The 22,329-nt window shown below is 75.4% G+C and carries 19 protein-coding genes and 1 tRNA gene; 15 read left to right on the top strand and 5 right to left on the bottom strand.

Annotation, left to right across the window (positions count from 1 at the left end):
- Positions 1-74 precede the first annotated feature (74 nt).
- Complete coding sequence (locus BLS21_RS12860; RefSeq protein ID WP_245700379.1) at positions 75-2,588, bottom strand: DEAD/DEAH box helicase; 2,514 nt, start codon at positions 2,586-2,588, stop codon at positions 75-77.
- Positions 2,589-2,789: 201 nt separating this feature from the next.
- On the opposite strand from BLS21_RS12860, the gene BLS21_RS12855 reads away from it, so the two are divergent.
- The 6 genes from BLS21_RS12855 to BLS21_RS12830 all read left to right on the top strand — a co-directional run bounded on the left by BLS21_RS12855 (position 2,790) and on the right by BLS21_RS12830 (position 11,848).
- Positions 2,790-5,045, top strand: coding sequence for a sodium-translocating pyrophosphatase (locus BLS21_RS12855; protein ID WP_091218743.1), 2,256 nt, complete (start codon positions 2,790-2,792; stop codon positions 5,043-5,045).
- Positions 5,046-5,216: 171 nt separating this feature from the next.
- Positions 5,217-5,534, top strand: a complete 318-nt coding sequence (locus BLS21_RS12850) for a hypothetical protein (RefSeq protein WP_091218740.1) — start codon at positions 5,217-5,219, stop codon at positions 5,532-5,534.
- Complete coding sequence (locus BLS21_RS12845) at positions 5,531-7,042, top strand: alpha/beta hydrolase (protein ID WP_091218736.1); 1,512 nt, start codon at positions 5,531-5,533, stop codon at positions 7,040-7,042. The genes BLS21_RS12850 and BLS21_RS12845 overlap by 4 nt, the downstream gene beginning before the upstream one ends.
- 193 nt (positions 7,043-7,235) lie before the next feature.
- The gene (gene topA, locus BLS21_RS12840) at positions 7,236-10,157 is read left to right on the top strand and encodes a type I DNA topoisomerase (protein WP_091218734.1); all 2,922 of its coding nucleotides are present in this window, start codon (positions 7,236-7,238) and stop codon (positions 10,155-10,157) included.
- 8 nt (positions 10,158-10,165) lie between these two features.
- Positions 10,166-10,930 carry a class I SAM-dependent methyltransferase gene (locus BLS21_RS12835; RefSeq protein WP_091218731.1) on the top strand — a complete coding sequence of 255 codons (765 nt, stop codon included), beginning with the start codon at positions 10,166-10,168 and terminating at the stop codon, positions 10,928-10,930.
- Positions 10,931-11,089: 159 nt separating this feature from the next.
- Positions 11,090-11,848 carry a neutral zinc metallopeptidase gene (locus tag BLS21_RS12830; protein ID WP_091218729.1) on the top strand — a complete coding sequence of 253 codons (759 nt, stop codon included), beginning with the start codon at positions 11,090-11,092 and terminating at the stop codon, positions 11,846-11,848.
- 4 nt (positions 11,849-11,852) lie between these two features.
- Here the strand turns inward: BLS21_RS12830 and BLS21_RS12825 are convergent, their stop codons facing one another.
- A complete protein-coding gene (locus BLS21_RS12825; RefSeq protein WP_091218726.1) occupies positions 11,853-12,641 on the bottom strand; it encodes a trans-aconitate 2-methyltransferase in 789 nt (262 codons plus the stop codon).
- Between the two features lie 96 nt (positions 12,642-12,737).
- Here BLS21_RS12825 and tmk point away from each other — a divergent pair, with 96 nt between their 5' ends.
- From tmk to BLS21_RS12810, 3 genes are all read left to right on the top strand, one after another.
- A complete protein-coding gene (gene tmk, locus BLS21_RS12820; RefSeq protein WP_091218722.1) occupies positions 12,738-13,415 on the top strand; it encodes a dTMP kinase in 678 nt (225 codons plus the stop codon).
- Between the two features lie 73 nt (positions 13,416-13,488).
- Positions 13,489-14,649, top strand: coding sequence for a DNA polymerase III subunit delta' (locus tag BLS21_RS12815; RefSeq protein WP_091218719.1), 1,161 nt, complete (start codon positions 13,489-13,491; stop codon positions 14,647-14,649).
- 58 nt (positions 14,650-14,707) lie between these two features.
- Positions 14,708-14,783, top strand: a tRNA-Thr gene (locus BLS21_RS12810).
- A 60-nt stretch (positions 14,784-14,843) separates the two neighbouring features.
- Here BLS21_RS12810 and BLS21_RS12805 read toward each other — a convergent pair.
- Positions 14,844-15,302: an ArsI/CadI family heavy metal resistance metalloenzyme gene (locus tag BLS21_RS12805; protein ID WP_091218716.1), complete on the bottom strand. Its 459-nt coding sequence runs from the start codon at positions 15,300-15,302 to the stop codon at positions 14,844-14,846.
- 96 nt (positions 15,303-15,398) lie between these two features.
- Here BLS21_RS12805 and BLS21_RS12800 point away from each other — a divergent pair, with 96 nt between their 5' ends.
- Both BLS21_RS12800 and BLS21_RS12795 read left to right on the top strand, forming a co-directional pair.
- On the top strand, positions 15,399-15,752 hold the full coding sequence (locus BLS21_RS12800; protein ID WP_091218712.1) for an Rv2640c family ArsR-like transcriptional regulator: 354 nt from the start codon (positions 15,399-15,401) through the stop codon (positions 15,750-15,752).
- A 29-nt stretch (positions 15,753-15,781) separates the two neighbouring features.
- On the top strand, positions 15,782-16,192 hold the full coding sequence (locus BLS21_RS12795) for an arsenate reductase ArsC (RefSeq protein ID WP_091218709.1): 411 nt from the start codon (positions 15,782-15,784) through the stop codon (positions 16,190-16,192).
- A 136-nt stretch (positions 16,193-16,328) separates the two neighbouring features.
- Here BLS21_RS12795 and BLS21_RS12790 read toward each other — a convergent pair whose 3' ends face one another.
- Together BLS21_RS12790 and BLS21_RS12785 are read right to left on the bottom strand one after the other, a co-directional pair.
- Positions 16,329-17,096, bottom strand: coding sequence for an acetoin reductase (locus BLS21_RS12790; protein WP_091218707.1), 768 nt, complete (start codon positions 17,094-17,096; stop codon positions 16,329-16,331).
- A gap of 281 nt (positions 17,097-17,377) precedes the next feature.
- Positions 17,378-17,872: an inorganic diphosphatase gene (locus tag BLS21_RS12785; protein WP_091218704.1), complete on the bottom strand. Its 495-nt coding sequence runs from the start codon at positions 17,870-17,872 to the stop codon at positions 17,378-17,380.
- A 56-nt stretch (positions 17,873-17,928) separates the two neighbouring features.
- Between BLS21_RS12785 and dacB the strand changes: the two genes are divergently transcribed.
- The 4 genes from dacB to hpt are packed head-to-tail and all read left to right on the top strand — an operon-like array spanning position 17,929 to position 22,106.
- A complete protein-coding gene (gene dacB, locus BLS21_RS12780) occupies positions 17,929-19,347 on the top strand; it encodes a D-alanyl-D-alanine carboxypeptidase/D-alanyl-D-alanine endopeptidase (protein WP_091218701.1) in 1,419 nt (472 codons plus the stop codon).
- A 52-nt stretch (positions 19,348-19,399) separates the two neighbouring features.
- The gene (locus BLS21_RS12775) at positions 19,400-20,482 is read left to right on the top strand and encodes a zinc-dependent metalloprotease (protein ID WP_091218698.1); all 1,083 of its coding nucleotides are present in this window, start codon (positions 19,400-19,402) and stop codon (positions 20,480-20,482) included.
- Between the two features lie 5 nt (positions 20,483-20,487).
- Entirely contained in the window at positions 20,488-21,522 is a 1,035-nt protein-coding gene (gene tilS, locus BLS21_RS12770; protein ID WP_091218696.1) for a tRNA lysidine(34) synthetase TilS, read from the top strand.
- Positions 21,519-22,106: a hypoxanthine phosphoribosyltransferase gene (hpt, locus tag BLS21_RS12765; protein ID WP_091218693.1), complete on the top strand. Its 588-nt coding sequence runs from the start codon at positions 21,519-21,521 to the stop codon at positions 22,104-22,106. The genes tilS and hpt overlap by 4 nt, the downstream gene beginning before the upstream one ends.
- Positions 22,107-22,329: the final 223 nt, after the last annotated feature.

The following is a 22,329-nucleotide window of genomic DNA, read 5'->3' as shown; positions in this document are numbered from 1 at the left end:
GCACCCGTCGACCGTCGGTCGAGCGGTCGGCGGCCCAGTCTGTCAGCCGCGCCGGTGCACCCTGGTCGGCCGGGTCAGAAGACGAGGTCGTCCTCGACCGGTCCGGGTTGCTCCTGCGCGGTGTCGGTCCGGTCCGCGGGGTCCTCGTCGGCGGGGTCCTGGTCGGCGGGGTCCTGGTCGGCGGGGTCCTCGCCGGCCGCCTCGGCGGTGGCCAGCTCGTCGAGGACGACGTCGAGCACCCGCACGGCCCCCGCCTTGTCCAGCGGTTCGTTGCCGTTGCCGCACTTGGGCGACTGCACGCAGGAGGGGCAGCCGCTCTCGCACTCGCAGCTGGCCACCGTCGCCCGGGTCGCCTGCAGCCAGCGCCGCAGCTCGGCGAACCCGCGCTCGGCGAAGCCCGCGCCGCCGGGGTGCCCGTCGTAGACGACGATCGTGGCCGCGCCGGTGTCCGGGTGCAGGGCGGTCGAGACCCCGCCGAGGTCCCACCGGTCGCAGGTGGCCAGCAGCGGCAGGATGCCGATGGCGGCGTGCTCGGCGGCGTGCAGCGAGCCGGGGAGCTCGGCGTCGTCCACCTCGGCCCGGCCGACGGCCCGCTCGTCGAGGGTCAGCCACACGGCGCGGGTGCGCAGCTGCCGGGCCGGCAGGTCCAGGGGGAACTCGGCGAGCACCTCACCGGTCCCCAGCCGGCGGCGCTGGTAGGCCACCACCTGGTTGGTCACGTCGACGACGCCGGTGTGCGCGGTGACCGTGCCCAGCGACCGCGACCGGTCGGGGGCCACGACCGCGAGGTCGGTGACGTCGCGCGCCACCGTCGTCCACTCGGGGCTCTCCGGGTGGACGACCGCGACGGCCTCGTCCACGTCGAACTCGTCGACGACGTAGGTCTCGCCGCGGTGCACGTAGACCGCGCCGGTGTGCACGGTGGCGTGCGCGGCGTCGCCGTCCACGGTGCCCAGCAGCCGGCCGGTGTCGCCCTCGATGATCGTCACCGGCGCCAGGCCGCTGCCGCGGATGTCGACGTCCGGCCGGCCTCGTCCGGCCCAGTACCAGCCGGTGGGACGACGGCGCAGCGCGCCCTCGGCGACGAGCTCCTCGACCCGCGCCTCGGCCGCCGCGCCCCCGAAGTCGGCCAGGTCCTCGGGGACCAGCGGCAGCTCGGCGGCCGCGCAGCACAGCTGCGGCCCCAGCACGTAGGGGTTGGTGGGGTCGGTGACCGTGGCCTCCACCGGCCGGCCGAACACCGCGCGCGGGTGGTGGGCGAGGTAGTGGTCCAGCGGGTCGTCGCGGGCCACGAACACCACCAGCGACTCCCGCTGCGCCCGTCCCGCGCGGCCGGCCTGCTGCCACAGCGAGGCCAGCGTCCCGGGGTAGCCGGCGAGCACGACCGCGTCCAGGCCGGCGATGTCGATGCCCAGCTCGAGGGCGTTGGTGGTGGCCACGCCGAGCAGGTCGCCGGCCGACAGGGCCCGCTCCAGCTCCCGCCGTTCCTCGGGCAGGTAGCCGCCGCGGTAGGAGTCGACCCGGCGGGCGAGGTCGGCGCGACCGCGGTCGCGCAGCACGTGCCGCGCCTGCTCGGCGACCGACTCCGCGCTGCGCCGCGACCGGACGAACGCCAGGGTGCGGGCGCCGCGCTCGACCAGGTCGGCGAGCAGGGTGGCGGCGTCTGCGGCCGCCGAGCGGCGCAGCGGGGCGCCGTGCTCGCCGGTGCGCTCGGTCAGCGGCGGCTCCCACAGCGCGAAGGTCGCCCCGGGCCGCGGCGAGCCGTCCTCGGTCACGGCGACGACCGGGGCGCCGACCAGGCGGGTGGCCGCGGCGGCCGGCTCGGCCACCGTCGCGGAGGCCAGCAGGAACACCGGCTCGGCGCCGTAGCGGCGGCAGATCCGCCGCAGCCGGCGCAGCACGTGACCGACGTGCGAGCCGAAGACGCCGCGGTAGGCGTGGCACTCGTCGACGACGACGTAGGCCAGCCGGCGCAGGGTGCTCGACCACTTCTGGTGGGCGGGCAGCACGCCGCGGTGGAGCATGTCGGGGTTGGTGACGATCCAGCGCGAGTGCCGCCGGACCCACTCCCGCTCCTCCATCGGGGTGTCGCCGTCGTAGGCCGCGGGGCGCACCGACGGGTCGGCCAGCCCGGCCACCGACGCCAGCTGGTCGCGGGCGAGGGCCTTGGTCGGCGCGAGGTAGAGGACGCAGGCGCGGGGGTCCTCGGCGAGCCGGGTCAGCGCCGGCACCTGGTAGGCCAGCGACTTGCCCGACGCCGTCCCCGTGGCCACGACCACGTGCGAGCCGTCGCGGGCCAGCTGCGCGGCCTCCACCTGGTGCCGCCACGGTGCCGACACGCCCTGGGCCTCGAGCCGCGCGCGCAGCTCCGGACTCACCCACGCCGGCCACGGCAGGGTGCGGCTGTCCCGCACCGGCATCCGGTGCACGTGGGTGACCGGCTGCTCCTCCTCGGGTGTCCCGGAGAGGACGGCGTCCAGCAGGTCGGCACCCGGCAGCGGCGCGCCGGCGGGGGAGGGCGACCCACCCTGGGGAAGAGGGTCCGTGCCGGGAGGGGGAGCCGACCGGACCGGGTGTAGCGCGGTCACCCCCCAACTGTCACACCTGCAGGTGACGTCGCGCTGGCTCCCGGCGCCCGAACTGGACCGGCTGCGGGACTACCGGTACGGGGTGTGATCTCCCTTACACTCCGGCGGCACCAGCCGTGCAGGCCCGTGCGTGCTGGACACGTACCTCCGCCGACCGGAGCGAGTGCGCCCCGGGGGCAGCCGACCGCTGGGAGGAAACACATGCCGGACAGTGCACTCTCCGGCGGGGACGTCGTGCTGGTGGCGATCGTCCTCGCCGTCTCGCTCGCCGCTCTCGCCTTCGCGGCCTACCTGGTCCGCGCCGTCATGGCCGCCGACCAGGGCACTCCGACGATGCGCGAGATCGCGCAGGCGGTGCAGGAGGGTGCGGCGGCGTACCTGCGCAGACAGTTCAAGACCCTCGGCGTCTTCGCGGTCATCGTCTTCCTGCTCCTGCTGGTCCTCCCCGTGCACGACGGCGGCTGGGGGACCCGCGTCGGCCGGGCGCTGTTCTTCCTGGTCGGCGCGCTCTTCTCGGCGACGGTCGGCTTCATCGGGATGACCCTGGCCACCCGCGGCAACGTGCGCGTGGCCGCTGCCGCCCGCACGGGCGGCTACCGGCCGGCCTTCCGCATCGCGTACCGCACCGGCGGCGTCTGCGGGATGATCACCGTCGGCCTGGGTCTGTTCGGAGCGGCCCTCGCGCTGCTGCTGTTCGACGAGACCGCCCCCGTGGTGCTCGAGGGCTTCGGCTTCGGCGGGGCCCTGCTGGCGATGTTCATGCGCGTCGGCGGCGGCATCTTCACCAAGGCCGCGGACGTCGGCGCGGACCTCGTGGGCAAGGTCGAGGCCGGCATCCCCGAGGACGACCCGCGCAACGCGGCGACCATCGCCGACAACGTGGGGGACAACGTCGGGGACTGCGCGGGCATGGCCGCCGACCTGTTCGAGTCCTACGCCGTCACCCTGGTCGCCGCCCTCATCCTCGGCCAGGTCTTCTTCGGCGCGGTCGGCATGGTCTTCCCGCTCACCGTCGCCGCCATCGGGGTGATCGCCTCGGTCGTCGGCATCCTGGCCAGCAACCCCGGCAAGAACGACGCGAGCGGCCTGGCGCCGATCAACAGGGGCTTCTTCACCTCCGCGGTCGTCTCCCTGGTCCTCGTCGCGGCGGCCTCGTTCACCGTGCTGCCCGACGTGGCCGACATCCCCGACAGCGTCGTCAGCCCGCAGGTGCTCGGGTTCGTCTCGGTGCTCGTCGGCATCGTGCTGGCGGCGGCGATCCAGCAGCTCACCGGCTACTTCACCGAGACCAGCCGCAAGCCGGTGCAGGAGGTCGGGCGCAGCTCGCTGACCGGCCCGGCGACGGTCATCCTCTCCGGCATCTCGCTGGGCCTGGAGTCCGCGGTGTACGCGGCGCTGCTGATCGGCGGCGCGGTCTACGGCGCCTTCCTGGTCGGCGGCGGTGCCGCGCTGTACGCGGTCGCGCTCGCCGGCTGCGGCCTGCTGACGACGGCCGGCGTGATCGTCTCGATGGACACCTTCGGCCCGGTCAGCGACAACGCGCAGGGGATCGCCGAGATGTCCGGCGACATCGACGACGAGGGCGCCCGCGTGCTCACCGACCTCGACGCGGTCGGCAACACCACCAAGGCCATCACCAAGGGCATCGCGATCGCCACTGCCGTCCTCGCCGCGACGGCGCTGTTCGGCTCCTACAACGAGCAGGTGCGCGTCGCCCTCGAGGGCGTGGACCTGGGGCAGGCGTTCAGCCTCGTCGACCCGAGCAACGTCGTGGGCGCGGTGCTCGGCGCCTCCGTGGTGTTCTTCTTCTCCGGCCTGGCGATCAGCGCGGTCTCCCGTGCGGCCGGGCGGGTGGTGTTCGAGGTGCGGGAGCAGTTCCGCACCCACCCCGGGATCATGGACCGCACCGAGCGCCCGGACTACAGCCGTGTCGTCGACATCTGCACCAAGGACTCGCTGCGCGAGCTGGCCACCCCGGGTCTGCTCGCCGTCCTCGCCCCCGTGGCCGTCGGCTTCGGGCTCGGCTTCGGACCGCTCGCTGCCTACCTGGTCGGTGCGATCGCGGCCGGCACGCTCATGGCCGTCTTCCTCGCCAACTCCGGAGGCGCGTGGGACAACGCCAAGAAGATGGTCGAGGACGGCGCGTACGGCGGGAAGGGCAGCGAGGCGCACGCGGCCACGGTCATCGGCGACACCGTCGGCGACCCGTTCAAGGACACCGCGGGCCCGGCGATCAACCCGCTGATCAAGGTCATGAACCTGGTGGCGCTGCTCATCGCGCCCGCCGTGGTCGGCATGTCGGTCGGCGAGGGGCAGAACACCGCCGCCCGCATCGCGATCGCGGTGGTCGCGGCGCTGATCATCGTCGGCGCCGTGGTCGTGTCCAAGCGTCGCTCGGTCGTCGTGGGGGGTGCCCCCGCCGACGCCCCCACCTCGCTGACCACCACCGCTCCCTGAGCGCACGCACCGGACCCTGCGGCACGGGCGCGCCGACCGGCGCGCCCGTGCCCGGTCTGTGGACGGTCACCCGCGCTGTGGACGGACAGCCCGAGGACGGCACCCGGCCGACCTAGCGTCCCGCCGCACCGGACCCGCCGGGGGCCCGGACAGACGCCGGGAGGTCCTGACGTGTCCGCAACGATCGCCGCGGAGTTCGACGCCATCGACGCGCTGGCCGCCGAGCTGGCCGGCCTCGCCGCCGAGCTCGCCGGGGAGGCGCGGCTGTGCCGGTCCACCACGGTCTCCCTGGGGACGGCGGTCAGCGGGGGAGCCGGGGAGAGCGCCGGCGCCGCGGGCTCGGGCTGGGGCACCGCCCTGGAGCTCCTGGGCCAGCAGACCGGGGCGCTCGCCGCGACCCTGTCCGCGGCCGTCGACTCCTACCGGGCGGCCGACGCGGCGCTGGCCGACCGGGTGCTCGCCCGGCGCTCCACCCCGGCAGCCCGGTGAGCGCCCCCACCCTTCCCGAGGTCGCCGGGTGGGAGGTCCCGCTGCTGCGCGGGGCGGTCTGGACCCTCGACTCGGTCGCCGGCGGCCTGCCGCCCTGGCGGGCCCGGGTGGAGGCCGTCGGCCGCTCGCTGGAGGACGCCTCCTGCTGGTACGGGCCGGCGGCGCAGTCCGCGGCCGCCGCGCTCGTGGAGGTCTCGGCGGTCGCCACCGCGGTCACCGCGGCCCTCGGCGAGTCCCTCGAGCACGCGCAGCGCCTCCTGGGCGAGGCGGAGACCGCACGGGAGCTCGCCGAGCGGGCGCTGGCCGCCGCCGCGTCGGTTCCCGTCGTGCTCGACGGCGCCGGGCGGCTGGCCGGGCCGCTTCCGTCCGATCCCGTCACCGGGCTCGCCGTCGAGGACGCATCCGCCGCCCTGCGTGCCGAGGAACTGGCGATCGAGGCCGTGACCGCCGGACAGCGGGCCGCCCTGGCCGCCGGCGAGGCCGCGGGCTCACTCGCCGGGCTGGGCATCGGCGGGGCACTCGCGCCGGTGTCCTTCGGCGACCTGTCGTGGCTGGTCGCCGGGGACCCGTCGGGACCATCCGTCCCGTGCCCGCCGACCGGTGGGGATGCGGCTGCGGTGGCTGCCTGGTGGGCGGGCCTCTCCACGGCGGAGCGGGTCGCGGCCATCGACGGCCGCCCTGCTCTGATCGGTGGACTGGAGGGCCTGCCCGCATGGGCGCGCGATCACGCCAACCGGCTGGTGCTCGGCGAGGTGCTGGCGGACCCGTCCGTGCCCGGCCATGCGACCGCCGGGGCCGTGGCGGCGGAGATCTCCCGCAGGGAGTCGGACGGGGAGCAGGTCCAGTTGGTGCAGTTCGCCCCGGCGGGCGAACTGGTCGCCCTGGGGCTGGGCGACCTGGACACCGCCGATTCGATCGCACTCCTGGTCCCGGGGATGACCAACACGCCTGACGGCGACCTCGACGAGCTGGTAGGCAACGCCGACGCGGTGGCCGATGCGGCCCGCGCTGCCGCGCCGGGGCTGGCGGTGGCCGCGGTGGCCTGGTTCGGCTACCGGCCTCCCATGGGCATCGGTGCGCTCGGCACGTCGATCAGTCGTGCGGGCGGCCGCGCCCTGGACAGCGCGCTGGACGGCTTCTCCGCCGCTCGGGCCGCTGATCCGGCCCGGGTCGTGGTCAGTGCGCACAGCTACGGGACCAGGGTGGTGGACGCCGCCGCCGACGCCCCCGGGAGGATGGCCGCGGACGCGGTCGTCCTCAACGGGAGCCCGGGTGTGGACAACGACGCCGAGGGCCTCGAGGTCGCCGAGGTGTACGAGGCGTCGTCTCCCGCAGACCCGATCACCTGGTGGGACGCGCACGGGGAGTACTCGACGTGGGATGACGACTTCGGGGCCATCGAGCTCCCCACCGGTCCGGTGATGATGCACTGGGAGCACTACAGCGAGCACTTCCCGACGCTGGCTGCTGTCGGCGAGGTGGTGGCCGGAGTCCGGGAGTCGGCATGACGCGCTGGGCCCGGGAACACGGCGCGACCGCCGGCCATTGGATCGGGTGACGGCACGCCCACGTTGGGTCGCCACAGGGCTCCCCGTCGGCCCCGTGGCCTACCGTGGCGTCGCCGAGGGCGCGCGGACAGCGACCGCGTCGCCCGGCGCCGGACCACCGGCGCCTGCACCGAGCACCACCGACAGGAGCACCGTGGCACCCACGAAGACCACGAACACCGGCACCCGGGCCGCCGCGGCGACCTCCGGGGGCACGAGCACCCCTGCCCGCCGCCGGACCGCCGCCGGCGGTGGGCGGCCGCTGGTCATCGTGGAGTCCCCGACCAAGGCCGGGAAGATCGCCGGGTACCTGGGCAACGGTTACGTCGTCGAGGCCAGCGTCGGGCACATCCGCGACCTGCCGCGCAACGCCGCGGACGTGCCGGCCGAGCACAAGGGTGCGTCCTGGGCGCGGCTGGGTGTCGACGTCGACAACGCCTTCGAGCCGCTCTACGTGGTCAGCCCCGACCGCAAGCAGCAGGTCAGCCGCCTCAAGCAGCTGGTGAAGGACGCCAGCGAGGTCTACCTCGCCACCGATGAGGACCGCGAGGGCGAGGCCATCGCCTGGCACCTGGTCGACACGCTCAAGCCACGCGTGCCGGTGCGCCGCATGGTCTTCCACGAGATCACCCCCGAGGCGATCGCCCGTGCCGTGGCCAACCCGCGCGAGCTGGACACCGCGCTGGTCGACGCGCAGGAGACCCGCCGCATCCTCGACCGGCTCTACGGCTACGAGGTCAGCCCCGTGCTGTGGAAGAAGGTCCTCCCCAAGCTCTCGGCCGGCCGCGTGCAGTCGGTGGCCACCCGGATCGTCGTCGAGCGCGAGCGCGAGCGGATGGCCTTCCGCTCGGCCGACTACTGGTCGCTCGAGGGCACCTTCGCGGTCACCGGCCGGCGCAGCGGCGCCGACGAGGGGGAGCCGACGACCCTGCGCGCCCGCCTGGTCAGCGTCGACGACAGCCGGGTCGCGACCGGCCGCGACTTCGACCCCGCCACCGGTCGGGTCACCGGCGAGGTCGTGCACCTCGACGAGGCCGGCGCCCGGGGTCTGGCCGCCCGGCTGGAGGGCCGGCAGGTCACCGTCAGCCGGGTCGACGAGAAGCCCTACCGGCGGCGTCCGTACGCGCCGTTCACCACCTCGACGCTGCAGATGGAGGCCGGCCGCAAGCTCGGCTGGTCCTCCGCGCAGGTCATGCGGGTGGCGCAGCGGCTGTACGAGAACGGCCACATCACCTACATGCGGACCGACTCGACCAACCTCTCCAACGAGGCGATCAACGCCGCCCGCACCCAGGCCCGCGAGCTGTACGGCGACGCCTACGTCCCGGCCGAGGCCCGCCGCTACGCGAAGAAGGCCAAGGGCGCGCAGGAGGCGCACGAGGCGATCCGTCCCGCCGGGGACAGCTTCCGCACCCCCGGCCAGCTCGCCGGCCAGCTGGCCCGCGACGAGTTCCGGCTCTACGAGCTGATCTGGCAGCGCACGATCGCCTCGCAGATGGCCGACGCCGTGGGCCAGAGCGTGAGCATCCGGCTGGCCGGGCGCAGCAGCACCGACGAGGCGGTCGAGTTCACCGCCAGCGGCCGCACCATCACCTTCCCCGGCTTCCTCCGCGCCTACGTCGAGTCGCGCGACGAGGGCGCCGCCGGGGACGACGACCACGGCAGCGACGACGCCGAGCGCCGGCTGCCGCGGGTCGAGCGCGGCCAGCAGCTCGACACCCGCGAGCTCGAGGCCAAGGGACACACGACGACCCCGCCGTCCCGCTACACCGAGCCCAGCCTGGTCGCGCGCCTGGAGGAGCTGGGCATCGGTCGCCCCTCCACCTACGCGTCGATCATGCAGACCATCCAGGACCGCGGTTACGTCTGGAAGAAGGGCTCCGCGCTGGTGCCCACCTTCGTGGCCTTCGCCGTGGTGAACCTGCTGGAGCAGCACTTCGCCCAGCTCGTCGACTACGACTTCACCGCTTCGCTGGAGAACGAGCTCGACGAGATCGCCGCCGGGGACCTGGGCCGGGTGGACTGGCTGACGGAGTTCTACTTCGGCGGCGAGGGCCGGCACGCCGGCGGGATCGCCGCCTCCGGCGGCCTCAAGTCGGTCATCGGCCAGCAGCTGGAGGAGATCGACGCCCGCGGGGTCAACTCGATCCCGCTGCGGGCCACCGGGCCGAACGGCGAGCCGGTCGTCGTCCGGGTCGGGCGCTACGGGCCCTACCTGCAGGTCGGCGGCGAGGACGGTCCCCGGGTCAGCCTCCCGGAGGACCTGGCCCCCGACGAGCTGACCCAGGAGAAGGTCGAGGAGCTGCTCGCCGCGCCGTCGGGCGACCGCGAGCTCGGCACCGACCCGGAGTCCGGGCTGCCGGTCGTGGTCAAGGCCGGCCGGTACGGCCCCTACGTCACCACCGTCGTGCCCGAGGGCAGCAAGGAGAGCCCGCGGACGGCGAGCCTGTTGTCCTCGATGTCCCCGGAGACGGTGACCCTCGACGACGCCCTCAAGCTGCTGACCCTGCCGCGCACGGTCGGCACCGCGCCGGACGGCGAGGAGATCCAGGCGCTCAACGGCCGCTACGGGCCCTACCTGAAGAAGGGCACCGACTCGCGCTCGCTGGAGTCCGAGGACCGGTTGTTCACCGTCACCCTCGACGAGGCGCTGGCGATCTTCGCCCAGCCCAAGCAGCGGGGGCGCCGGGCCGCCGCGGCGCCGCTCAAGGAGCTGGGTGCCGACCCGGTCACCCAGGGCGCGATCACCGTCCGCGAGGGCCGGTTCGGGCCGTACGTGACCGACGGCGAGACCAACGCCAGCCTGCGCAAGGGCGACGACGTCGAGAGCATCACCCTCGCGCGCGCCGCCGAGCTGCTGGCCGACCGGCGCGCCAACCCGAGCACCAGGAAGAAGGCCACCAAGAAGAAGGCCGCCGCCAAGAAGACGACGGCCACCACGACGACGGCCACCAAGACGACGGCCACCAAGACGACGGCCAAGGCGACGACGAAGACCGCGGCCGCGAAGAAGACGACCGCCACGAGGGCCACGAAGAAGGCGACGGCGGACAGCGACGCCGTCCCCGCGCGCTGACCGTCCCCGTGCCGGACGGCGGAGCCGACGCCGAGGCCTGGCGGCAGCGGCGGACCTCGTTCGGCTCCGTCGCCGCCGGCTACGCCACCCACCGGCCGGGCTACCCGGCCGACGCGGTGACCTCCCTGGTGGGGGAGCGCCCGCGGCGCGTGCTCGACCTCGGCGCCGGCACCGGCCTGCTCACCGGTGTCCTGCTGGCGGCCGGGCACGAGGTGGTGGCCGTCGACCCGGCCGAGCCGATGCTGGCCGAGCTGCGTGCGAGGTACCCGCAGGTGGCCGCGTACGTCGGCGACGCGGAGGCGGTGCCGCTGCCCGACGGCAGCGTCGACGCCGTGGTCGCCGGGCAGGCCGCGCACTGGTTCGACCCGGAGCCCACGGCGGTGCAGCTGCAGCGGGTGCTGCGTCCCGACGGCGTGGTCGGCCTGGTGTGGAACACCCGCGACGAGGAGGTCGCGTGGGTGGCCACGCTCGGCCGGGCACTGGCCGCCGAGGCGCGCGGCCACGAGGCCGACCGGGGCGTCGTCGACGCCTTCGCCCGGGCGCTCGGCGCGCGGGTCGAGCACCACCGCTCCGGCACCGTGCAACGGCTCAGTCCGGAGCGGCTGGTCGCCGGCATCGCCACCCGCAGCTACGTCGCCACGATGGACGACGGCCGGCGGGCACAGTTCCTGCGAGAGGTGCGGACGGTGCTCGACACCCATCCCGACACCCGCGGCCGCGCCCTCCTCGACCTGCCCCACCGAACCGACGCCTACCGGCTGACCCCCGCCTGAGCCCGGCTGGGGAGGGGTCGTTGACGACGCACCGGCCTGTCGCGGCCACCGCGGGTCACGAACGCACCCACGGCGGGCCGCGGCGACCCGGCGCACCTTGCGGGCCCTGCGGGGCCCACCCCTAGCCTCCGCGGCGTCCGCGACGGAGGGATCCACACCATGGCGACGCGCGCAGGCCGACTGCTGACCGCACTCGTGACCGCCGTGCTCCTCGGCACGGCCACCCCGGCCGCGGCCGACAGCCCGGAGCCGGCGGCGTACGCGTCGCAGCCGATCCCGGTCACCGGGTCCGGCGCCGCCGCGACCGACGACCTCGACGCCGACTACGCCATGGCGCTGGACGCCGTGGACGCCTGGTGGCGCACCCACTGGGACGACTACTTCGCCGGCAGCTACACCGCGCCGGGACTCGCGCCGGCCGCCCGCGCCCCCGGTCTCTACGACGCCCCGGCCGAGCAGGTGTACTGCGGCGACCTGCTGCTCCCCGAGGGCAACGCCTTCCACTGCCCGATCGGGGACTTCCTCGCCTTCGAGGTCGACCTGATGCTGCTCTCGCAGGACCTCGGCGACGGCTTCGTCTACCTGGTCGTCGCGCACGAGTGGGCCCACTCGGTCGTCTCCCACCTCGACCCGGCGCTGGTGGAGGAGGCCTACGAGCTGCAGGCCGACTGCCTGGCGGGGGCCACGCTGCAGGGCGCCGTCGACGACGGGCTGCTGCGCCTGGAGGAGGGTGACCAGCAGGAGTTCACCGCCGCGTTGACCGCCGTCGCCAGCGAGAACGCGTGGGGCACGGTCTACATCGACGAGAACGGCGAGCAGCAGACCGAGACGCACGGCACCGCGCAGGAGCGCATCGACGCCTTCGAGCGGGGCGCCGACGGCGGGGTCCGCTCCTGCCTGCCGAACGTGGTCGTCTGACGGCTCACCCGGCGTGCCCGACGGCGAACACCCGCCGGAAGGGCAGCAGCGTCGTCCCGTCCGGACGGCGCGGGTACGCGGCGCGCAGCGCCGCGGCGTACTCCGCGGTCAGCTCGGCGGCGTCGTCCTCGCCGAGCCGGGCGAGCACCGGGCGCAGCACGGTCGAGCGGACCCAGCCGAGCACCGGGTCGTCCCCACGCAGCACGTGCAGGTAGGTCGTCTCCCACGCGTCGGTGGTCAGCCCCGCGCCGCTGAGCACCTCCAGGTAGCCGGCCGGGTCGAGCACCGCGTCCTCCGCCGGTGCCGCGTCGCCCACGAGCCCGGCCCAGCGCGGCGCGCGGCAGAGACCGGCCAGCAGCGCGTGGGTGGGCGCTCGCCAGTTGCCGGGCACCTGCAGCGCCAGCCAGCCGCCGGGCGCCAGCTGCCCGGCCCACCGGCGCAGCAGGTCGGCGTGCCCGGGCACCCAGTGCAGGACGGCGTTGGTGACCAGGACGTCGACCGGCTCGCCGGGCTGCCACCCCTGCACGTCGCCCTGGGTGAAGGTCACCCGGCCGGGGACGGCGTGCGCGGCGGCCGCGGCCAGCATCTCCGGTGAGGAGTCGACTCCGGTGACCCGCGCGCCCGGCCATCGCTGCGCCAGCGACGCGGTCAGCGCGCCCTCGCCGCAGCCCAGGTCGACGACGGTCCGCGGCTCCCGGGCGCCGACCCGGGCCAGCAGGTCGGTGAACGGCCGTGCCCGCTCGTCGCCGAAGCGCAGGTAGCCGGCGGGGTCCCAGGAGGCGGTGCTCGTCACGTCCCGACCCTAGGGCCCGGGAGCCGGGTCCCGTCGGTCCCGGCCGGTACCGTGGCTGCCGCCGAGCCGCCAGCCACCCACCCACCCGGGAGCCCCGTGTCCGACGACGGTCCGCCCGCCCTCCCCGTCGAGGCCGCCGGCCGACCCGGCGGGCTGTTCATCGCGTTCGAGGGCGGCGAGGGCGCGGGCAAGTCCACCCAGGTCCGGCTGCTCTGCGAGTGGCTGAGCGCGCAGGGGCGGACGGCGCGGGCCACCTTCGAACCCGGCGGCACCCCCGCCGGCGCCGCCGTCCGGGCGATCGTGCTCGACCGCGCGCACACCGGCCTGTCCCCGCGCGCCGAGGCGCTGCTGTACGCCGCCGACCGCGCCCAGCACGCGCACGCCGTCCTGCGCCCCGCGCTGGCGGCCGGCGAGGTGGTGGTGACCGACCGGTACGTCGACAGCTCGCTGGCCTACCAGGGCGCCGGGCGCACCATCGGCCTGGACGACGTCGCGGCGATCTCCCGCTGGGCGACCCAGGGGCTGCGCCCGGACCTCACCGTGCTGCTCGACCTGCCGCCGGAGACCGGGCTCGCCCGCGCCCGCGGCCGGGCGGTCGCCGACCGGCTCGAGTCGGAGTCGCTGGAGTTCCACCACCGGGTCCGCGACACCTTCCGCGCCCTCGCCGCAGCCGAGCCGGGGCGCTACCTGGTGCTCGACGCCACCCGCGGTGTCGAGGAGCTCGCCGCCGACGTCCGCGAGCGGGTCGGCGCGCTGCTGGAGGTGCACGCGTGAGCGAGCTCGCGAGCTCACCGATGGGCACAGCAGCGCCGCGCACGCGGCCGACGAGGGCCAGCGAGGAGGCGGCGTGAGCGGGGTGTGGGAGCAGGTCATCGGCCAGCCCGCGGTCGTCGCCGAGCTGCAGGCCGCGGTGGCCGACCCCACCGCGATGACCCACGCCTGGCTGTTCACCGGCCCGCCGGGGTCGGGGCGGTCGGTCGCCGCCCGCGCCTTCGCCGCCGCGCTCCAGTGCCCCGACGGCGGCGACGGCACCTGCCACGCCTGCCGCACGGTGCTCGCCGGCACCCACGCCGACGTGCAGACCGTCGTCCCGGAGGGGCTGTCCATCGGCGTGGCCGAGGTGCGCGAGCTGGTCCGCATCGCCGGGCGGGCGCCGTCGCAGGGGCGCTGGCAGGTGGTGCTGGTCGAGGACGCCGACCGGATGACCGAGCAGGCCTCCAACACGGTCCTGAAGATGCTCGAGGAGCCGCCGGCGCGGACGGTCTTCCTGCTCTGCGCGCCGAGCCTGCACCCCGACGACGTGCCGGTGACCATCCGCTCCCGCTGCCGGGTCGTCGGCCTGCGGCAGCCCCCGGTCGACGCGGTCGCCGACGTCCTGGTCCGCCGGGACGGCGTCGACGCAGGCCTGGCCGCCTGGTCAGCTGCGGCCGCCGGCGGGCACGTCGGGCGCGCGCGACACCTCGCGCGCGACGAGGACGCCCGGCTGGCCCGCAAGGCGGTCCTCGACGTGCCCCTGTCGCTGGTCTCGCTCGCCGCCTGCCTCAACGCCGCCGACGACCTGGTCAGCGCCGCCAGGGAGGAGTCCGACCGGGCGACGGCCGAGCTCGACGGCGCCGAGACCGAGGCGGTCAAGCAGAGCCTCGGGGTCGGCGCCCGCGGTCCCGGCGTGGCCGCCGCCAGCCGCGGGGCCGGGCACCTCAAGGAGCTGGAGAAGCGGCAGAAGTCGCGCGCCACCCGGCTGGGACGCGACTCGCTGGACCGGGCGCTGGTCGACCTCGCCGCGCTGTACCGCGACGCGCTGGTGCTGGCCACGACCGGGGGCGACGCACCGCACCTGGCCCACCCCGACCGCCGCGCCGACGCGGAGGAGCTCGCCCGGCGGATCGGCCCGGAGGGTGCGCTGCGCCGCATCGACGCCGTCCTGGACTGCCGCACGGCGCTGGAGCAGAACGTGAAGCCGCAGGTCGCCGTGGAGGCGCTGACCGTGGCGCTGCGACTGCCGTCATGAGCCGCCGGGGCCTGCGCGGGGGCGGCCGGGCGGTCACGTAAGCTGGTTGCGCACGTCCGCCGCCTTAGCTCAGTCGGTAGAGCATCTCACTCGTAATGAGAAGGTCGTCGGTTCGATTCCGACAGGCGGCTCCAGTCGCAGCGGCCCCGTCCACCCGGACGGGGCCGCTGCGTCGGTCCGGGAGCCGGGTGCGCTCAGCAGCAGCGCGTCGCCGCAGCCGGCTCGGCGGTCCCGGGTGCGTCGCCGCAGCAGGCCGGGCCGTCGCCGGGGTCGCCGCCGAAGGTCGGGCTGTCGGCCAGCACCGTGTAGACCTCCCACCGCTCTCCGCCGGGGGTGTTCTCGACCCAGAACTTGTCCTGCTTCGCGTAGCAGCAGGTCGTGCCGCGCTCGTCGACCGACGCCAGGCCCTGGGCGGCGAGGCGGGTCTGCTCGGCGTCGACCTCCTCGACGGAGCCGACCTCGACGCCGAGGTGGTTGAGCGTGCCGCCCTGCCCGGGGTTCTCCAGCAGGACCAACTTCAGCGGCGGGTCGGCGATGGCGAAGTTGGCGTACCCGGGCCGGGTCTTGGCCGGCTCGGTGCCGAACAGCGTGGCGTAGAAGGCGGTGGCGGCCTCGACGTCGTCGACGTTGAGGGCGAGCTGGATGCGGGACACGGAGCACCTCCGAGGGTTAGACGTTCATCGAATCCCCGTGGCAGGGAGCGTGCCGACGTCTTTGACGTATGTCAACAGGGTTGGCACGATGGTCCCGTGCCCAAGGCCCTGCCGGTCATCGACACCAGCACCCCCGTCCGCTGCGCCCCGGTGGCGGCCGCCCCCATGGACGCCGACGCGGCGCTCGAGGTCGCGGTGCGGCTCAAGGCGCTGGCCGATCCGGTCCGGGTGCGGCTGATGTCGCTGCTGCTGGCCGCCGACGAGGTCTGCACCTGCGACCTCGCGCCGGCGGTCGGGCTCACCGAGGCCACCGTCAGCCACCACCTGTCGGTGCTGCGCCGGGCCGGGCTCATCAGCGACGGCGAGCGGCGCGGGATGAACGTCTGGTACCGGGCCCGCCGGGACTCCCTCGGGGCGTTGTGCCGCGTTCTCGACCCGGACTGCTGCTGATGCGCTCCCGTTCCCCCCGAGGAGGTCCGATGAGCGGCAGGCCGAGCGTCCTGTTCGCCTGCATCCACAACTCCGGGCGCTCCGTCGCCGCGCAGGTGCTCACCCGGCACCTCGGCGGCGACGCCGTCGAGGTCCGCTCGGCCGGGTCCGAGCCGGGTGCCGGCGTGAACCCGGTGGTCGCGCAGGTGCTCGCCGAGCGGGGGCTGCCGGTCACCGGCCACGTCCCGACCCGGCTCGACACCGACCTCCTCCGGGCCGCCGACGTGGTGGTCACCATGGGCTGCGGCGAGACGTGCCCGGTCCTCCCCGGCAAGCGCTACGAGGACTGGCCCGTCGACGACCCGGCCGGCCAGGACCTCGACACGGTGCGGCGCATCGTCGACGACGTCGACGCCCGCGTCCGCGCGCTGCTCGCCGAGCTGGTGCCGGACCGGCCGTAGACCCAGGGGGTGACCCGCGTCCGGACCGGGCCGGGCACCGGGTGCGCGCGACCGCGTCGATGCCGGAGGCGCGCCGCGTCCGGCACGGGGTGTCCGTCCCGGACGTGCTCGTCCCCGGCGTGCTCGTGCCTCGTGGTCAGACCATGACGATCCCGCCGTCGATCATCACCGACTGCCCGGTCATGTAGTCCGAGTCCCGCCCGGCGAGGTAGGAGACGAACCCGGCGACGTCCTCGGGCGTCTGCACCCGGCCCAGGGCGATGAGCTCGGAGTACTTAGCCATGGCCTCGCCCTTCCCCAGGTCGAGCGCCTCGCCGAGCCGCTCGTCGATCAGCTCCCACATGGCGGTGTCGACGATCCCGGGGCAGTAGGCGTTCACGGTGATCCCGTGCGGGGCGAGCTCCTTCGCGGCGGCCTGGGTGAGCCCCCGCACGGCGAACTTGGTGGCGCTGTAGTGGCCCAGGCGGTCGAAGCCGGAGTGCCCCGCGATGGACGACGCGCTGATGATCTTCCCGCCGCCGCCCTGCGCGATCATCCGCTCGGCGGCGGCCTGGATGCAGTAGAGGACCCCGAACACGTTGACGTCGAACACCCGGCGCAGGTCCTCCGGGGTGACCTCCAGCAGCGTCTTGACCTGGGCCACCCCGGCGTTGGCCACCATCACGTCGACGCTGCCCAGGGCGTCGGCCGCCCGGTCGACCATCGCGAACACCGCGTCCCGGTCGGTCACGTCCGCGGGCACCGCGACCGACCGCCCGCCGGCGGCACCGATCTCCTCGGCCACGGCCTCCGCGCCTCCGCCGTCGACGTCGTTCACCGCCACCGCGTGGCCGTCCCGGGCCAGGCGGAGCGCGATCGCGCGGCCGATGCCGCGTCCGGCGCCGGTCACGAGCGCGGCGCTCACGCCTCGGCCTCCGTCGGACGCGGTGCCTGCGGGTGCTGGTCCGGTGCCATGGCTGACCCCCTCGTCGGTCCGGGCCGGCTGGTGGGAGGCCCGGGTGAGCTCGCAGGCAACCAACGGCGGGAGCCGGCCCACAACCGTTGCGGGAGGTTGCAGGGCTGCCGGGCGGCTGAGCTCCCCACGGGACGCCGACGGCGGCGCACCCGGGCAGGTGCGCCGCCGTCGGCGTCCGTCGTGCGCTCGGCGGCCGCTCGGTGAGGGGCCAGGGGCAGGAGGGTCCTGTATCAGTGGTGCGGTTCTGCTTCCTCGGCCCGTCGGAGCGAGGCGTTGATCTCCGCCTCGGCCTCCTCACGGCCGGTCCACTCGGCGCCCTCGACCGACTTGCCCGGCTCGAGGTCCTTGTAGGTCTCGAAGAAGTGCTGGATCTCCAGCCGGTCGAACTCCGAGACGTCGCCGATGTCGGTCAGGTGGGCCATCCGCGGGTCGGTGGCCGGCACGCAGAGGACCTTGTCGTCGCCGCCCTTCTCGTCGGTCATGCGGAACATGCCGATGGCGCGGCAGGTGATGAGGCAGCCGGGGAAGGTCGGCTCCTCCAGGAGGACCAGGGCGTCGAGCGGGTCGTCGTCCTGGCCGAGGGTGTTCTCGATGTACCCGTAGTCGGCCGGGTAGCGGGTGGAGGTGAAGAGCATCCGGTCCAGGCGGATGCGTCCGGTGGTGTGGTCCAGCTCGTACTTGTTCCGCTGGCCCTTCGGGATCTCGATCGTCACGTCGAACTGCACGGGACGTAGTGTGGCGGATCGGACCCCGGAGGACCGCCGGAGGTCGGTTTCGGGGGGTGGGCACCATCGCGGGCAGCGGGTCGGCGACCGTCACGCCGAAGTACTCCCGGTTCCGTCGCCGCCTCCTGCTCGGGGTCCTCGTGCTGGTCCTCGCGGTGGCCGCCGGCGTCTGGTTCGTCCTCGCCCCGCGGGGGGACGGCGCCGCCACCGAGGTCGCCGCCCCCGAGGCCCGGCTGCCCGACGTGGAGCCGGCCGCCCCGGTGCTCGCGGCTCTGCCGTCGCAGGCGCCCACCCCGGACGCCACGGTGCTCGCCGGTGAGCTCACGCCGCTGCTGGGCTCGCCCGCCCTGGGCGCCGGCGTCGAGGCCCAGGTCGTCGACGTCGCCTCGGGGGAGGTGCTGTTCGACCAGGACGGCGACAGCCCGTCCACGCCGGCCTCGACCGCCAAGCTGCTCACGGCCGTGGCGGCGCTGACCACCCTCGGCCCCGACGCCACCCTGGAGACCACCGTGGTGGCGGGCGCCACGCCCGGCGAGGTGGTGCTCGTCGGCGGCGGCGACCCGACGCTGTCGCGGACCGTCCCCTCGCTGACCTACCCCGGGGCGGCCACCGTCGCCGACCTCGCCGCCCAGGTGCGCAGCGGCCTCCCCGTGGGCACCCAGGTGACCCGCGTCGTCGTCGACAACTCGCTGTTCGAGGGCCCGCTCACCGCCGGCGGCTGGGGTCCCGGAGACGCGCCGTCCACCTACGCCGCCCCGGTCACCGCGACCGCCGTCGACGGTGCCCGGGTGAGCCCCAGCGAGCAGCAGCGCAGCGCCGCGCCGGGCACCGACGCCGGCACCGCGCTGGCCGTCGCGCTCGGCGCGCCCGGCGCGACCGTCGTCCTGGGCGACGCCCCGCAGGGCGCGCCGACCCTCGGCACCGTGCGGTCGGCGCCGGTGGCCCGGCTGGTCGAGCAGGCGCTGTCCCAGTCGGACAACCTGCTGACCGAGTCGCTGGCCCGCCACGTCGCCCTCGCCGGCGGCCGGCCGGCCACCTTCGACGGGGCCGCCGAGGCGGTCACCGACGCGCTGTCCGGCCTGGGCCTCGACGTCACGGGTCTCTCGCTGGCCGACGGCAGCGGCCTGTCCGCCACCGACCGGGTCCCGGTCGCGCTGCTCGCGGACCTGCTCACCGGTGCCGCCGACGGCACGCTGGCCGACGCCTCCGCCGTCCTCTCCGGGCTGCCCGTCGCCGGCTACGACGGCACGCTCGCCGAGCGCGGCGACGACGACCCGGGGACCGCCCCGGGCTCGGTGCGCGCGAAGACCGGCACGCTGCTGGGCGTGCACGGCCTGGCCGGCACGGTGGTCACCGCGGAGGGCCGGCTGCTGGTCTTCGCCGTCCTCGCCGACGGTGCCCCGGCCAACGGGCTGGCCGCCGAGGCCGCGCTGGACGACGTCGCCTCGGCGCTGGCCGCCTGCGGCTGCCGCTGAGCCGGACCGTGGGCAGGGCGCTGCGGGCCTGGTCGCGCGTACCGTGAGGCCGATGAGCAGCCCCGCACGGATGGTGGACTGGGACCTCGCCGGACGCACCGCCCGCCGCCTGGTCGGCCCCGGCCCGCAGACGACGCGGGAGGAGGCCGCCGCGGTCGTCCGTGAGCTGCACGAGGCCGCCGCGACCGCCGTCGCGCACGTCGAGGGCCTCACCGGCCTGCACCCCCTCCCGGACGGTCCGGTGCCCGAGGTCGCCGTGGTCGACCGGCCCGGCTGGGTGGACGCCAACACGCAGGGGATGTCCGCGCTGCTCGACCCGCTGGTCGACGCGCTCGCCGCCCGGCAGGAGTCCCGGCCCGGCCCGCTGGCCACCGCCATCGGCTCCCGCGCCACCGGCGTGCAGGCCGGCGGCGTGCTCGCCTTCCTCTCCTCCCGCGTCCTCGGCCAGTACGAGGTCTTCGGGACCGGTGGCCGGCTGCTGCTGGTCGCCCCCAACATCGTCGACGCCGAGCGCCGGCTGGGCGTCGACCCCAGCGACTTCCGGCTGTGGGTGTGCCTGCACGAGGTGACCCACCAGCTGCAGTTCACCGCCGTCCCGTGGCTCAAGGACCACCTCGAGGCGCAGATGGCCGAGTTCGTCGAGGCCACCGACCTGGACCCCGACGTGCTCCGCGACCGGGTGCGCGACGTGCTGCACAGCGTCCTCGACGCCGCCCGCGGCGAGGGCGGGGACGACGCCGGGCTGATGGCGCTGGTGCAGGACCCCGCGCAGCGCGCCGTCCTCGACCGGGTCACCGCCGTGATGAGCCTGGTCGAGGGGCACGCCGAGTTCGTGATGGACGGCGTCGGTCCGGACGTCGTCCCGTCGGTGCGGACGCTGCGCAAGCGGTTCGCGCAGCGCCGCAAGGGCCGCGGGCCGATCGACCGCGTGCTGCGCCGGCTGCTCGGCCTCGAGCAGAAGATGCGGCAGTACGCCGAGGGTCGCGTGTTCGTGGGCGGGGTCGTCGACCTCGTCGGCATGGAGGGCTTCAACCGGGTGTGGGAGGGGCCGGAGAACCTGCCCCGCATCGAGGAGCTCACCGACCCCGCGCGCTGGGTCGAGCGGGTGCACGGCCGCCCCGCCATCCCCGCCTGAGGGCGGTGTCCGGCCCGCCGCGGGCCGTCGCGGTCCTGCGGACCGCCGTACGGCCGGGTCTGCGGGGGAGCGGGCAGCCGGTGCTCGCCGCGGTCAGCGGGGGAGCGGACTCCCTCGCCCTGGCCGCGGCCCTGGCCTTCGAGGCCCGGTCCGCCGGGGTGCGCGTCGGCGGGGTGACCGTCGACCACGGCCTGCAGCCCGGCTCCGGGGAGCGGGCCGAGCGGACGGCGGAGCTGCTCCGCGGGCTCGGCCTGGACCCCGTGCTCGTCCGCCGCGTGGCGGTCGGCGCGGACGGCGGACCCGAGGGGGCCGCCCGCACGGCGCGGTACGCAGTGCTCGCCGCCGCGGCCGCCGACCTCGGCGCCCGCGTCGCGCTCGGGCACACCCTCGACGACCAGGCCGAGACGGTGCTGCTCGGGCTGGGCCGCGGCTCCGGCCCGCGCTCGGTGGCCGGCATGGTCGCCGAACGGACCACCGGCGGGGTCCTCTGGTGGCGCCCGCTGCTCGGCGTCCGCCGCGCCACCGCGCGCCGGGCGTGTGCGGACCAGGACCTGCCGGTGTGGGACGACCCCTGGAACGCCGACCCCGCCTACACCCGCGCCCGGCTGCGCGGCGAGGTCCTGCCGCTGATGGAGGAGGTGCTCGGCGGCGGCGTCGCCCCCGCCCTGGCCCGCACCGCCGACCTGCTCCGGGAGGACCTGGACGCGCTCGACGAGCTGGCCGCGACGCAGCTGGCCCGGCTCGCCGGGGAGGCGGTCGACGGCGGCCTGCCCGCCCGCGAGCTCGCCGCGCTGCCCGCGGCGCTGCGCCGGCGGGTGCTCCGTGGATGGCTGCGCGGCGCCGGTGTCCCCGACGTCCAGGCGGTCCACCTGCGTGCGGTGGAGGCGCTCGTCACGCACTGGCGGGGACAGGGCCGGGTGGACCTACCCGGCGGTGCGGGAGCCCTCCGGACGTCTGGCAGGCTGGTGCTGTCGCCCCCCGTCGTGCGGGGCCCCCGTCCCGAGGACGCACCCCACACCCGCGAGGAGTCCCGCCCGTGAGCGAGCCCGCCACCGCTCCAGCAGAGCTCGGCAACGACCACGGCTACGGCCCGGACATCGACCACGTGCTGCTCAGCGAGGAGCAGATCCAGGCCAAGATCGCCGAGCTGGCCGACCAGGTCGCCGGCGACTACGCCGAGCGCGAGGTGCTGCTCGTCGGCGTCCTCAAGGGTGCGGTGCTGTTCATGAGCGACTTCGCCCGGGCGCTGCGGCTGCCGACCCAGATGGAGTTCATGGCGGTCTCCTCCTACGGCTCGGCCACCAGCTCCTCCGGTGTCGTGCGCATCCTCAAGGACCTCGACCGCGACATCAGCGACAAGCACGTGCTGGTGATCGAGGACATCATCGACTCCGGGCTGACGCTGTCCTGGCTGCTGAAGAACCTCGGCGGACGGCGTCCGGCCTCGCTCGAGGTCTGCGCCCTGCTGCGCAAGCCCGACGCGGTGAAGGTCGACGTCCCGGTGCGCTACGTCGGCTTCGACATCCCCAACGAGTTCGTCGTCGGCTACGGACTGGACTACGCCGAGCGCTACCGCGACCTGCCCTACATCGCGACGCTGAAGCCCGAGGTGTACTCGAGCTGATCGCCGGTCGGCTCGGCGATGACCAGCTGAGCTGGTCGTCGCGGGTCCTGGCTCACCGTCGGTGCTGAGCCAGGACCCGCAGACGTGAGCTGAGCTGGTCGTCGAGGTAGGGGGACGGCACCTGGCCGCGGTGCGGTCCGGGAGGACCGCGGTGCGGCAGCTCACCCGCCAGGGGGTCGTCAGCCAGACCCCCGCTGTCGCACAGGGGACGCACAGGCCCGCC

The organism is Geodermatophilus siccatus, from assembly GCF_900103785.1.
In the GTDB taxonomy this organism is placed as follows: Bacteria; Actinomycetota; Actinomycetes; order Mycobacteriales; family Geodermatophilaceae; genus Geodermatophilus; species Geodermatophilus siccatus.
Note: the sequence above shows the minus strand (reverse complement) of the source record. Positions and strands in the feature narration are given on the sequence as shown.

Bases quoted from the DNA above. Each gene is read 5' to 3' on its own strand.
- BLS21_RS12775 (WP_091218698.1), top strand. From the start codon at position 19,400: ATGAGCAGCCCCGCACGGATGGTGGACTGGGACCTCGCCGGACGCACC.
- BLS21_RS12795 (WP_091218709.1), top strand. From the start codon at position 15,782: ATGAGCGGCAGGCCGAGCGTCCTGTTCGCCTGCATCCACAACTCCGGG.
- BLS21_RS12830 (WP_091218729.1), top strand. From the start codon at position 11,090: ATGGCGACGCGCGCAGGCCGACTGCTGACCGCACTCGTGACCGCCGTG.
- BLS21_RS12855 (WP_091218743.1), top strand. From the start codon at position 2,790: ATGCCGGACAGTGCACTCTCCGGCGGGGACGTCGTGCTGGTGGCGATC.